The organism is Nigerium sp., from assembly GCF_039811905.1.
In the GTDB taxonomy this organism is placed as follows: Bacteria; Actinomycetota; Actinomycetes; order Propionibacteriales; family Propionibacteriaceae; genus Propioniciclava.
Genome location: NZ_JBDHZL010000010.1, coordinates 1 through 13,050 on the forward strand (window position 1 = coordinate 1; position 13,050 = coordinate 13,050).

General features: G+C 65.5%; 12 protein-coding genes. 4 read left to right on the forward strand and 8 right to left on the reverse strand.

Going from position 1 to position 13,050, the window contains the following annotated elements:
* Together WMJ97_RS03705 and WMJ97_RS03710 are read left to right on the forward strand one after the other, a co-directional pair.
* Positions 1–1,650: AAA family ATPase (locus WMJ97_RS03705; RefSeq protein WP_347347618.1), on the forward strand; the 1,650-nt coding region annotated here is incomplete at its 5' end.
* Positions 1,651–1,985: 335 nt separating this feature from the next.
* The gene (locus WMJ97_RS03710) at positions 1,986–2,360 is read left to right on the forward strand and encodes a sulfate permease (protein WP_347347619.1); all 375 of its coding nucleotides are present in this window, start codon (positions 1,986–1,988) and stop codon (positions 2,358–2,360) included.
* Positions 2,361–2,467: 107 nt separating this feature from the next.
* On the opposite strand, the gene WMJ97_RS03715 is transcribed toward WMJ97_RS03710, so the two are convergent.
* The 7 genes from WMJ97_RS03715 to WMJ97_RS03745 form a co-directional block, all read right to left on the reverse strand.
* The gene (locus WMJ97_RS03715) at positions 2,468–5,656 is read right to left on the reverse strand and encodes a DEAD/DEAH box helicase family protein (RefSeq protein WP_347347620.1); all 3,189 of its coding nucleotides are present in this window, start codon (positions 5,654–5,656) and stop codon (positions 2,468–2,470) included.
* Positions 5,657–5,716: 60 nt separating this feature from the next.
* Positions 5,717–5,956, reverse strand: a complete 240-nt coding sequence (locus tag WMJ97_RS03720; RefSeq protein WP_347347621.1) for a DUF2188 domain-containing protein — start codon at positions 5,954–5,956, stop codon at positions 5,717–5,719.
* Between the two features lie 33 nt (positions 5,957–5,989).
* Positions 5,990–7,147, reverse strand: coding sequence for an XRE family transcriptional regulator (locus WMJ97_RS03725; RefSeq protein ID WP_347347622.1), 1,158 nt, complete (start codon positions 7,145–7,147; stop codon positions 5,990–5,992).
* 3 nt (positions 7,148–7,150) lie between these two features.
* On the reverse strand, positions 7,151–7,897 hold the full coding sequence (locus tag WMJ97_RS03730) for a hypothetical protein (RefSeq protein WP_347347623.1): 747 nt from the start codon (positions 7,895–7,897) through the stop codon (positions 7,151–7,153).
* 148 nt (positions 7,898–8,045) lie between these two features.
* Positions 8,046–8,381 (reverse strand): hypothetical protein, encoded by a 336-nt coding sequence (locus WMJ97_RS03735; RefSeq protein WP_347347624.1) that lies wholly within the window; start codon positions 8,379–8,381, stop codon positions 8,046–8,048.
* A gap of 258 nt (positions 8,382–8,639) precedes the next feature.
* Positions 8,640–8,984 carry a toxin-antitoxin system HicB family antitoxin gene (locus WMJ97_RS03740; RefSeq protein WP_347347625.1) on the reverse strand — a complete coding sequence of 115 codons (345 nt, stop codon included), beginning with the start codon at positions 8,982–8,984 and terminating at the stop codon, positions 8,640–8,642.
* Positions 8,981–9,226, reverse strand: a complete 246-nt coding sequence (locus WMJ97_RS03745) for a toxin HicA (protein ID WP_347347667.1) — start codon at positions 9,224–9,226, stop codon at positions 8,981–8,983. Before WMJ97_RS03745 ends, WMJ97_RS03740 begins: the two co-directional genes overlap by 4 nt.
* A gap of 29 nt (positions 9,227–9,255) precedes the next feature.
* Between WMJ97_RS03745 and WMJ97_RS03750 the strand changes: the two genes are divergently transcribed.
* Complete coding sequence (locus tag WMJ97_RS03750; protein ID WP_347347626.1) at positions 9,256–9,582, forward strand: phospholipase D-like domain-containing protein; 327 nt, start codon at positions 9,256–9,258, stop codon at positions 9,580–9,582.
* A gap of 112 nt (positions 9,583–9,694) precedes the next feature.
* Positions 9,695–10,273 carry a DUF1349 domain-containing protein gene (locus tag WMJ97_RS03755; RefSeq protein WP_347347627.1) on the forward strand — a complete coding sequence of 193 codons (579 nt, stop codon included), beginning with the start codon at positions 9,695–9,697 and terminating at the stop codon, positions 10,271–10,273.
* Between the two features lie 113 nt (positions 10,274–10,386).
* On the opposite strand, the gene WMJ97_RS03760 is transcribed toward WMJ97_RS03755, so the two are convergent.
* Positions 10,387–12,801, reverse strand: a complete 2,415-nt coding sequence (locus tag WMJ97_RS03760; RefSeq protein ID WP_347347628.1) for an HAD-IC family P-type ATPase — start codon at positions 12,799–12,801, stop codon at positions 10,387–10,389.
* Positions 12,802–13,050 lie beyond the last annotated feature (249 nt).

Here is a 13,050-nt window from a genome sequence, read left to right on the forward strand (position 1 = left end):
GCCGACGATCTCGGAATCGAGACCGAGAACACCGCGAAGTGGTGGCAGAACCACCTCATCCACGGCACCACCTTCGAAGCGGGACAGCTCGTCATCATCGATGAGGCCTCCCTGGCCGGCACCCTGTCACTGGACCGCCTCACCCACCTCGCCCAGGAAGCGGGCGCGAAGGTGCTGCTGGTCGGCGACTACGCCCAACTGCAATCCGTGGACGCCGGCGGTGCGTTCGCGATGATCGCCAGAGGCAGGTCCGATACCCCCGAACTGGTCGACGTTCACCGCTTCACCCACGCCTGGGAGAAGACCGCCTCGCTCGAACTACGCCACGGACGCACTCACGCCATCGACACGTACCTCGCCCACGAGCGCATAGCGGAGGGCGACGGCGAGGCCATGACCGATGCCGCCTACAACGCCTGGCGCACCGACCGCGACGCGGGACTGATGTCTGTGTTGATCGCCGAGACCCATCAAGACGTGACCGTGCTGAACGGTCGCGCCCGCGCCGACCTGATCCTCAACAAGACGCTGAACCCCGACCGCGAAGTCGAACTGCGCGACGGAACCGCCGCAGGCGTCGGCGACACCATCATCACCCGACGCAACAACCGGAACCTCCGCACTGCGGCCGGGCGGCACTGGGTACGCAACGGCGACATCTGGACCGTCACCGCCGTCGGTGACGACGGGACAATCACTATCGCGCGCGATTACGGGACCGGAACCACCGTCCGCGACGACGGAACCATCAGGGCTCGCAGGCGTGGACGCAGATTCGGCGGCAGCATCGTGCTTCCAGCGGGGTATGTGGCTGAGCATGTCGATCTCGGCTACGCAGTCACCGCGTACCGCGCGCAAGGCATCACGACCGACACTACGCACGTGTTGGTCGAACCGACCTCGACGAGGGAGACCTTCTACGTCGCGATGACCCGAGGGCGGCACGCGAACCATGCCTACGTGACGCTCGACCGCGCCGACGACCATGCCCAGCCGCACCCCGGTGACGACCCACACGCCACCGCGCGAAGCGTGCTCTACGGCGTTCTGCAGCACAGCGGCGCCGAACTCTCGGCGCACGAGACCCTCATGGTTGAGCAGGACCAGTGGGGCTCGATCGCCCAGCTCGCCGCCGAGTACGAGACGATCGCCGCCGCCGCTCAGCATGACCGCTGGGCCACTCTCGTCCGTACCTCCGGGCTCACCGACGAACTGGCCGAGAGCGCCATCGAGTCCGACGCGTTCGGCCCGCTTGCGGCTGAACTCCGTCGAGCTGAGGCGAACCGTCACAACGTCGATGCGCTCCTCCCGCGGCTTGTCGCTGCGCGCGGCTTCGGTGATGCCGATGACATCGCCGCCGTACTCCACTATCGGGTCGAGCGGGCGACCGTGCGCCCGGCAGGCTCGGGCAGGATTCGCAAGTCACCGCGACTGATCGCCGGCCTGATCCCACAGGCGCACGGCGTCATCGACGCCGAGATGCGCGTGGCGCTCGACGAGCGAGAAGCACTGATCGAGGCACGCGCCGACGGCGTACTCGACAGTGCGCTCGCCGAGGACGTGCCGTGGACGAAGGCACTCGGCACGCCGCCCGCCGATCAACGGCAAGCCGCGGTTTGGCGCAAGGCCGCACGAGTGGTCGCCGCCTAGCGAGACCGCTACCGCATCACCGACGACGCACCCCTCGGCGCCCCACCCGAGTCGGCCGCCCAGCAGATCGACGCCGCCCGAGCGCGCTCCGCGCTCGATAAGGTACGTCAGCTGGTCGCTGATGAGAGCCGTCAGGCAGAGGTCGATCTCCAGGCCGTCAGGCGCGACCAGCCCGGGCCTGGGCGCAGCATCTGACCCTTCCCAATGTCATGACTGGGGCGTAGCCTTGAAGGTGAGGCGGATTTCTCCTTACCTTTGGGCCGCTCGCGGCAGACCTTCGGGTCACTCTCCACGCACCGTCTCGACAACGACTCGCGTGTTGAGAGGAGCCCATCATGATCCGCCTACTGTGGACAGCCAGCGCCGAGGTCCGCTACTTCCTGCGTCGCTACATGCCGAGCAACGTCCTGCTCGACCTGATCCGCACCAGGAAGGGGCTGAAGTGGGGCATGCCAGCGATGCTGCTCGCCGGCCCATATCTGGCCATCGCCTTTTGGTGCACCACACTCATCGAGAACGGCGGCCCAGGATGGCTCCACCTCGTGGTCCTGCTCTGCATCTGGAACGCTCTCAAGATGATGGCCATCGGCCCGGTGAGCGTCGTCCTCGTCGTGAAGGCTCGCGCACGGGAGCGCCGGACCAGGAATCAGGCCGAAAGCGGTGCTCATGACCGAAACTCTCAGCCAGAACTCATACGAAGCGTCAGCTGACGTGCGATAGATAGACGGTGGCCTGTCACTCCGATTCCTCGATTCCTTTGGTTGCGGGAAGAGCGTGTAGCGGCGCGTATGGGCGCGGCGGGTCCGGTAGGCGCGCTCTATTCGGATGCGAGAACATCGAAGCTGCCCTTGGTCACGCTCTGCACATACGACGCAGCACCAGCAATCAGCCTGAGTTGTTCGTCCGAGGATGCCTTGATACTGAGGCCTGGTTGCGCGATGACAGTCGAGATACGAGGGAACAGTTGGGGAGCTTGCTGCCGGATTCCGAACAGAGCTCCCCGGTCGCCGATCTCGAAGGGACTCAGACCGGTTCTCCTCGTGTACGCCTTCGCTCGGCGATCAAGGTGCTCCAGCAGCGGAAGTGCCCCGTTGTCGCGCCATCGTGCTCCACGCATCGCCTGGCCACATACTTCGTACAGGTCGCTGAGGCGTGAGCCGGCGGTGGGCTTCGATGAGTACTTGCAGTGCACCAGCGTGATATGAAGATCACCCTTGTCGACGCGGATACCTACAAGGTCGGCGGCTTCGCCAGCGCGGTCGTCGTCGATGAGGATGTCGAAGGTCTGGTCTTGCGACAGGAATCGGGCCATGTACGCCTGAATAGAGTTTGCCTTGCGCTCGATCCCTTGCGACTCCACTGTGATGTCAACGCCATTGCTCGCCCAGTCGAGCGCACGGAGTCGCTCGCGCGGGTAGGGAGGCAACTCCGTCCGTGGTGCCAGGAGCCGATCATCCCCGGTCACCATTCGATCTCCCGATAGGAAGAGGGTCGGCTTGTCGCTGTTGAGCCAGGTTGAGAAAGGCGTTCTCACGTCTCGCCAGCCGACTACTTCGGCGTCGTCGCCCTTCGCACGGTAGTGCAGGCCCTGCGATCCGAAATGTCCCTCATAGGCGAGCTCCCAGGTGGGAGTCATGATCGAGAAGCAGAGTGGTCCGCTGGTGCCGTAGTCGTCGATCCTGAACTCGGCATCGGTCAGAAGCACGCTTGAGTCCTTGTAGCTGAGCCTGGATGATGTGCCGTTTCCCAGGTACAGCTTCCAAGGCCACTCCATCGCGAGGATTGGGAATGCTGGTCGTTCTCTTACGTCGATCGGGATGATCATGGAGCGGAAGAGCGAATGAACGTCGATGCTGCCGTCGCTCAGCTTCGCACCTTGCTGTCGGCACCAGGTGCGCCACTCAGCGAGGTTCGGAGCGGTACGCATGGACCAAAATCTCCCCGAGAGCGACGCCGCGATGGTGACACGCTCACCTTCCTCGAAGGCTTTCGCTGCGACATGCGTGTTGGACTTGTGCGTGCGCTCAGCCTCCGTAAGTGCCGTCTCCACGTCACTGCCGACGTGCATCGAGAAGCGCTTGTCGCGATCGCGTGCGTCGAGAAGGCCGATATTGGTGGGAATCAGCCTGTCCAGCTTCGAGAAGACTTTGAAGGTGTCGTATCCGCTGACCGGTCTCGGTTCGTGGCCGAGCACCGCCTCGACGAGGTCATCGAGACTGTGCTTCGTGTCGGAACAGTGGACGTAGAGGATGCCTTGACCGCGATCGAGGTACATCGCGAGCAGCGTGTAATCAGTGGCACGAAGTGACGGGATATCTCCCCACCGCAGGTCAGAAATAGTCTCGACAACGAACCAGGCAATAGTGTTCTCTGCGTTGAGGCTGACGAGGTCGTCCAACACGGAGTCCCCGTAGATGTCCCGTGCCGCGAGCGGGTTCCAGTCGGTAGTGGATGTCGCGAAGGCCTTGGCGCTCATCTTGGGTTCCAGGAGTCCGACGGGCACATCCGGCGGGTTGTCGACGAATGATGCCTCAAACTCGCTAACCTCGTTCGCGCGCTCAGTGGCGCGCTCAGTGATATCGCTGAGCACCTTGTCCCAGTCTGGGTCCTCGCGAAGAAGGAACCGCATCGGCGAGAGTGCGTGGCGTGGCTCTTGGCGCACGAAGACGCTCGCCCTGCCAATCGGGAGTGGAGATGATGTTCTGGCGAGACGGCCGATGAGTTGCACCATTGGGCTCAGCGATCTGTGCGCGTCGTGGAATGCCCCCACCTTCAGAGTCGGTAGATCGAACCCTTCTCCAAGCATGTCAACACAGACGATCACGCGGCTGGTCCGGGCTCGCATCGCCTCAAGCGTCTCTGCTCTACGACGGGCCGACATCGAGTCGTAGATGACCCTCGGCGTCAACTCGGGGGCAATGCGTGTGTAGAGCGCGTGAACTTCATCTGCCCTCGCCTTCGACCCCACCCGTGCCAGCAGCAGGTGCTCGTGACCAGCGGCCAGGTCTGCTCGCAGCCGCGAAACCGCGGCCACAGCCAATGCCTCATCGTCATCGTCCAGATCGAGCACCGCACTGAAGTCGATGGTGCTGAAGTAACCCTCCTTTTGGGCTTCGCGTAACGGGAAGCGGAAGATGACCCGGCCCGGCAGCGTCAATCCGTCGCGACGGAACGGCGTTGCAGTGAACAGAAGCGTCGGCCGGTTCGCGAAGACCCGGATGATCTCTGTCCATGTTCGAGCCGGAGCGTGGTGCGCCTCGTCAACGAGTAGGTGCGTGAAACCCTGGAAGAAGACCCCGCGCACCTCCGGCTCGTTGGCGTGTATCGCGTTTGGGGTCGCGACCACAACGTTCGCCGCTTCGACAAAGGCTCTCGCCTCGGCATCGTCGGCGAACCGCCCCTCTAGCCGTCCCACCCTGGGGCGTAGCGCGGAGCGGTCGACAATGCCTTCGAGTTGAAGGATTCCCAGGGTCTCAAACTTGGTGGCGATCTGATCTCGAAGCGCGGTTGAGGGAACTACCACGAGCACGCGCTCGGGGCGTTGCGCAACCAGCCACGCCAGCATGGTCTCTGTCTTCCCAGTGCCGGTCGGCATGACGACGATCCCAGGCTCAGATAGACCGGACGACTGATAGCCGACGATGGAATGAAGTGCCGCGATCTGCGGGCGCCTCAGGCTGTGGGGCTGATCATGAGCGGTGAATCCAATGGCACCGTCGAAGGATCGGATGACATCGCTCGCTTGAACTGCCTCTCGACCACCAGCCCATTTGATCTGGGCGTTCTTTGATCGGCGGACCGGAAGCCTCGCCGCAAGCGGCCCCTCGGTTGGGAGTTCAGCGGCGCGAGTTACGGGCCACTGTCCGAAGGGCGTGCTCACCAATTCGAGGCCCGACTCAGCCTCAAGTGCCTCGACGTTGTCATACGCCGGAACCAGCAACTGACGGACTACGTTCTTGCCCGCCACGTGCGGCGTCGCCCAGACATCCTCGGTCCGGTATTCCACATCGAGCCTCTCTCTTCTTCGCCTACCCAGGGAGCACGACTGCCAACAAGCGCGTCGCGATCAGCCCTTGGATGACCTCGGGTCGTTCCCGGGTGCGATCGTGTCTTGCGCGCGGATCGTCCCTTTGAGCGAACGGACCTGTAGCTCGCCGCCTCCGTCGTTGCCGAGGATCGTGCGGGCGCGCTGAATGCCTTCGGCCTGTGTGGAGGTTACGGCGCTGGCGCGATCAGCTCCTGGCTTCCGCACCTCCCAGTCGCCGTCGCTTCGACGCTGGACTACTCGCTTGTTGGGTTCGGTCATGATCTTTCCTTTCTCGGATGGGACTGCTGCCCACTACTTCCTGTTGTCTGGATGGTCTTTCACCAGCGTCAGCTTGGGCTGGGGATCGTCGATGTCAGCTAGCCGTCGTATGTGACGAGGCGTCATCTGGAGGTCTTCCGCGACCTGCGTCAGCGGCACACCTGCCTGGTCAAGCAGCTCAAGCGCGGACTTCAGGAGTTCCGGCCGCTCGCCGGGATAGTCGTGAACCGGCATGGGTCGCCGAGCGATCCCATTCAGCGTGATGTACGCGCGACGGGCTGTGGACTCCGAGATGAGATCAAGCTCCCGGGACCGGAAGATCAGCGAGTTGATGGAGACCCCCCACAGCTGGCTAAGTTCGTCGTATCGATTGAAGTTGATGCGCCGAGGCAGCTGGTCACGGATCGCGTCGCGAGGAGTCAGGAACTCAGCCGCGAACATGTCCGCCTGCCGCTCAAGTTGGCTATCTGTTCCTTGTCGGCCGTGATGAAGGACGATGTGTCCGAGTTCGTGCGCGGCCGAGAACCGATGCCGCATTACATCGTTGGCCTTGTCTGGGGTCAGCACGATCATGGGACGTGGTAGCGCGGTGGTCGAGAAGGCGTCGATCCGGCTCTTCTCGTCAAGTGCGAGGTCTTCCTTAATGGAGAAGAAGACGGTCAGGATGCCGTGCTGTTCAAGCTCGTAAACGAGGTGATTGATCGGCACGGTCCCGAGCATCCAGTATTGACGCATGGCCCTCGCTGCTGTCACAGGGTCGGGCACATCCGATGAGTCGACCTGCGCCCAGGTTGGGAGGTCTAGATCAGGGAACTCCACGCTCTCTTCGAGGTAGCAGCTGAGTTCCCAGGCTTGTTCGACATACGCAGTCGCTTGCTGCTGTTGCGCGACAGTCGTGGAACGGAGTCGACGGAACGATGCTTCAGCGATGTCCACCTGGACGCGTGGACGCCCGAGCGCGAAGAAGCCCGGCGGGACACCGAGCGCCATAGCTAGGGCAGCGACCGTCTCTGCGCGGGGACGCACCTCTCCACGTTCGTACTGCCCGATCGCGGCGGCCGACACGCCAACCTTGCGATGAAGGTCAGCCTTGGACATCTTGCTGATCCGACGAGCCTGAGCTAACCGCGCTGGGTCAAACATCCTGGCAACGGCCGCTAGGTCAGCGTCGCCTACGTGCTCTGTCGGCATCGGTCAGCTGCCTTCCTGCTCGGACCGCCGCTGGCGCAGCTTCACCGAGGTGCGCGGACGCTCGCCGCTGTTGAACCCGGCGACAGGCTTCAACATGGTGCGCGAAGCATCGACCGAAGAAGGCGCGCGCTCATAGGTGAGCCGCTCGGGGTCTGCAAACTCCAGGTACCGACCGTTCAATCGCGCGGGAGCGAAGTAGACCGTACCCACACCCTGCGGCGTACTGCTGTAGTACGGAACGAAGAGCGTAGTGCGGGGCACGGCCAGCTCGACGTGACTGAGCGCATCCTCAAGCGACGCAGGCTGATCTCCTTCGAGAACGTCACTGATGTCGAAGAGCCCGGGGTCCGAGTACTTGACGTTGCTCGTCTTTGAGAGGAGTTCACGGCGCGAGTCAGGCAAGTAGCTGAGCCGCACACGGCGAAAATTGCGCGGCATCTGCTTGCCCACCCGTTGCGCGAAGATGAGCGTGTTGCCGACGAAGGTCAGCATCCGCCGGGTGGTCGGGACCTTTGCCTCCCGATAGGAAGGTAGGTCGGACAGGAGTGCGCGGAGCTCCTTCTGCACACCACGGGCCATGCCAGCGCCGTACACGTCCTGGTCCCCATCGGGATCGTCATACGCTGCCTGAGCGCGGGCCGAGCGATCCTGGCTGCGCTGGATCGCGGTTGGGATTCGGTCGCGGAGTGCCGCGAGCTCTGTTGGCTGGAACTCGCTGCGCCAGTCGTCGCTGTCGTGTTGCTGAGCCACCGGGCCCTCCTTCGTCGTCACGAAGGACTCTAGCACACGACTTTAGTCTCACTCGTAAATCCGTCAGAGTTGGCACGGGCAGGATGGCTGTCGCGGTCACTCTTCACTCGGTTCAACGCCCTTAGACTGTCAGATCGGACCCGGCGAGTCAGTCGAGACGCGAATCGTCGGTGCCATCCACGATGAGTCCCGCCTCGACCAGTGCCGCGCGTACGGCCTTACGGTCCACTCCCATCCGACGGCCGATGGCGCGCATCGAGACACCTGCTCGGGCGAGGCGCACTGCCTCTGCCTTCTCGTCGATCCCCAGCCCCGGTCGGCGGCTCGGCACGTTGCGGCGACGGAGGTGAGCGAACACAGTGGCGCGGTGGATGCCGTACCTCTCAGCGAGTGCCTTGACGCTCATCCCGGCGAGGTAGTCGCCGACGAGCGAGTCAACCTCGGCGGCGGTGAGAAAAGTTTGAGCCGTCTCGACAGTCCTCACAACAGGGCCACGATCGTCCTTCGGAGCGGTATCCTGGGGACGTCGAGAGACCTCGTAGACCCCACGGTCTAGGCGGTTGACCAGGGTTTTTGTCTTGGGGGCGGAGTTGCCGAACGTACTACTCAGGCACCCCAACGGGACGGTCAGACACACTCGGTTCGTCCGGCCGCCTCAAGGCATGAGACCTCGTCGAACACCTATTGGGGCCGTGTGCACAATGGTGAGCCGACCTTCAGGGCGAACGCGGTACGCGGCGGATCAGGAAGCTGTCGAGAGCTTTCGCACGACGTACTGGTTCAGGCTGATGTGCTGTTCGGCGGCTTCCAGGGCCAGGCGTCGATGGAGGTCTTCTCCGAGCCGGAGCTGAAATTTTCCGGAGTAGGTACGCGTGGACAATGGCTCAGGCACATCCTCGCCGGCGGCCTGCAGGTCTTGGATCACCTCGGTCACCAGATCGCGCAGCCCGCGCAGCGCGTCCTCCGGGGTGCTCGCCAGCCACGACAGCGAGGGGAATTCCACGCAGGTCGCAACGAACTCGGCGTCCTCGCCGGACCAGGTGACGCGGAAGCTGTAACGGGCCGCGTCAATCGCCGTATCGGTCATCTCGCCTCCATCTTCTCGATCGCTGCCAAGACCTGCCTGACTTGGTAGGGCTTGGCTCGGCCATGGTCGTTCTGGATGTTCACGCGGGGATCGCCGGGCCAGGGTGTCTTGTAGACCGCATGTGATCCGCCCGTCATGCGGGGTGTGCCGAAGTGGTGCTCGCACACTTTAGCCAAGTCGGCGTAGCTGACGTTGCGGGGATTCGCTCGCATCTGGGCGAGGATTTTGGCAACGCTCGGCACCTCCCAATAGTACTACATGCAGTACCAAGATGTCACACGCATACAACACCCCAGCTCCCCAAGATCGCACCGCGCGGGGCCGGTTCCCGTGGAGCGCTCACGGCGCAAACCGCGGCGCACACCGGCTGCCCGGCGCCACCGTGCTGCAAACACGTTCGTCCCGCCTCCGCTCCCACGCAAAGTTCCTGATCGTTGACAGCCGGTACGTCGTGGTCACGAGCGCCAACGTCTCCAAGAGTGCCGAGCGCTTCAACGTCGAACTCGGCCTCGTCGTCGAGAACCGCACCACAGCCGAACAGATCGAACGCCAGATGCGGTTGCTGGAGGCATCCATCTACACGACAGTCCGTCGCTGATGCGTGCTGAACCAATCCGGACCCTGTCGTGGTTCGGTGCCCGCATGACACCGGGAGACCGCCAACACAGACCCCCTTGTCGGGGGCGGCGCCGTGCTGACACGCTACGGGGATGACCACCATCGGTTGGGACGCTGGCTCTTGGACCCACGAACCCGCTGCGACCAGGATCGACGGCGACGACCTGCTCGTCACGGCGGTCGAGTCCAGCGATGCCTGGCGCAACACGAGCTACGGGTTCGTGCACGACACCGAGCACGCATTGTTGACTCCGATGCCCGCGGAGTCCGCGGTCGAGGTCGATTTCGTGGCCGAGTTCAGTCAGCAGTTCGACCAAGCCGGCGTCTTCCTCCGAGCCGATGCGGAGCACTGGGTGAAGGCGGGCGTCGAGTTCGCCGACGGCGCTCCCCAGGTCGGTGCGGTCGTGACGTGGCCACACAGCGACTGGTCGGTCTCGCCGGTCCCCGGCTGGCTGGGGCGGACGGTGACGGTCCGCGCGTCGCGCAGCGGCGACGCGGTGACGATCCGGGCCGGTGTCGACGGGGAGCTGGCGTTGGTGCGGGTGTTGCCCGTCCCTCCGGACGCCTCGTTGTCAGCCGGGCCGCTGGTGTGCGCGCCCACCCGGGCCGGGCTGACCATCCGCTTTACCGGCTGGCGTATCGGAGATCCTGACGGCTCCCTGCACCCCTGACTTCTGGAGATCGGAAGGACTCCCCGATGGGCACGAGGACGCGCCCAGGCACGGACGCCACCGCTGTCTAAATTTCACCTGGGTAACAGGCTGAGACCTCACCCACCCATCGGTCAGTCACCCGGTCGTGCGGACGCCTGCCGTCGCGTCCGAAGGGCCCGCTCGGCCCGCCAGGCCACCTGACAAGCCAGGACGCCGACGGCGATGCCGATCCCGGCCACGGCGAGCGCCGGCCAGGAGCCGACGTCGAGCGTGAAGAAGTGGGCCAGCGCCGGGACGCAGAAGATCACCGCGTAGGCGGCCGCGCCGCCCAGGATCAGGGCCCACTTCCACGGTTCGTCCGGTTTGGTGACCACGATCAGCACCCACATCGCGATGCCGATGACGACCAGCAGACAGGCCGTCGAGATCTGCTTCTGGCTGGCACCGCTCACGAACTGACGCAGCACGACGTAGCTCGCGAACGTGCACACCGCGATCGCGATGCCGGCCGGAGCCGCCCGCGACAAGGCGCGGCGCGCAAACCCGGGTTTCGCGCGGGCCGCGTTCGGCGCCAGCGACAAGAAGAACGCCGGGATCCCGATGGTGAACCAGGCGGTGATCGTGACGTGCAGCGGCACGAACGGGAACGGCAGCTGCGCCAGGCCGACCAGCAGCGCCAGCAGCACCGAGTAGAACGTCTTGGTCAAGAACAGCACGGCCACGCGCTCGATGTTGCCGATCACCCGGCGTCCCTCGGCGACCACCCTCGGGAGCACCGAGAACTTGTCGTCCAGCAGCACCAGCTGCGCGGCCGACCGGCTGGCCTCCGAGCCGCTCCCCATGGCGACGCCGACGTCGGCGTCCTTCAGCGCCAGCACGTCGTTGACGCCGTCGCCGGTCATCGCGACCACGTGCCCGCGCGCCTGCAGGGCACCCACCATGGCCCGCTTCTGCTGCGGGGTGACGCGCCCGAAGACGGCGTGGTTCGCCATGTCGTCGGCGAGCCGGGCGGGGTCGTCGGGCAGCGGTCGGGCGTCCACGGCGGTCCCGGTGATGCCGACCTGGCCCGCGACCGCGGCCACGGACGACGCGTTGTCGCCCGAGATCACCTTCACCGCGACGCCCTGGTCGGCGAAGTAGGCCACGGTGTCAGCGGCGTCCGGACGGATGTTCTGGCCGAGCGTCAGCAAGCCGATCACCTCGACGCCGTCGGGCACGCGCACCTCCCCGACCGGCGCCGAACTGCGCGCCAGACCGAGGACGCGCAACCCGCCCGCCCCGAGCCGCTCGGCTTCCTGCGAAACCGGCGATCCCGGGGACGCCAGCACGTCGACGGCGCCCAGCAGCAGGGTGGTGGGGCGTCCGGGGGCTGGTTCGAAGGTCGCGCCCGACCACTTGGTCCGCGAGCTGAACGGCTCGGTGGCGCGCAACGGCCACGGCTGCTCGGGTGCGCCGAGGTGGTCGGCGATCGCCTGCACGGTGGGGTTCGGGCTCGGGTCCGTCGCGGCCAACTGGGCCGCGAACGCGGCCAGGTCGGACTCCGGCACGAGGGCGTCCGGCCCGCCCTCGCCCGGACGGCGCACCGGCACGAGGCGCTCGAAGGTGAGCCCCGGGGCGGTCAGCGTCCCGGTCTTGTCGACGCACACGGTGTCGACCCGCGCCAGCCCCTCGATCGCGGGCAGTTCCTGCACCAGGCACCCGCGCCGGGCCAGCCGCACGACGCCCACCGCGAAGGCCACCGAGGTCAGCAGAATGAGCCCCTCGGGCACCATCGGGACGAGGGCGGCCACCAGATTCAGCAGCGCCTGGTTGCGGTCGACCGAGAGCTGCCGGACCTGCACCCAGATCGTCAGCGCGGCGACCGGGATCAACAGGTAGGTGACCCAGCGCAGGATCAGGTTCAGCCCGTTGCGCAGCTCCGAGTTCACCAGGGTGTACTTGGAGGCCTCCGCCGCCAGTTGGGCGGCGTAGGCGTCCGCTCCGACCCGGGTGGCCCGGTACGCGCCCCGGCCGGCCGCCACGAAACTGCCGGAAAGCACCTGGTCGCCGACCGCCTTGGCGACCGGATCGGACTCGCCGGTGAGGAGCGCCTCGTCGAGTTCGAGATGGTCCGTTTCGATCACGTCGCCGTCGACCATGACCTGGTCACCGGGCTGCAGCTCGATGACGTCGTCGAGCACCACCTGGCGCCGATCGAGCCGCTCCGCGGCCCCGTCGCGGCGCACCACCGGATGCGCTTCGCCGACGATCGCCAGCCGGTCCAGGGTGCGCTTGGCGCGGATCTCCTGGATGATCCCGACCACCGAGTTGACCACGATCAGCAGCGCGAACAGCCCGTTACGCAACGATCCGGTGATCACGACGAGCACGAGCAGCACCGACAAGATGGCGTTGATGCGGGTGAAGACGTTGGCGCGGATGATGCCCGCGACGGTGCGCCCCGACCTGGGCGGCAGATCGTTGACCTGGCCCGCCGCGATCCGCTCGGCCACCTCGGCCTCGTCCAGCCCAACCGCCCTGTTCAGCCCAGGTGTCTCCACGCTCACCGGGCCCATCCTGCCGTGAGCCGGGGTCCAACCCCGCATCCTTCAGGGAACAGCCGGGGCTCTCTCGGGGGCGTCCGCGTTGAGATGCGGCCTCGACGAGCCCGTTTCGTCGGCGGGTGGGAGTCGAGCGAGCGCCTCTCGCGGCCGCTCGAGTCTGACTCGCCCGCGGCAGGGAGGCCCCGAGGGAGCCTGGTTTTCGTCGGCGATGCCCGGCAGGCTGGCACACGAGGCGGCGGCGACGGCACCCGT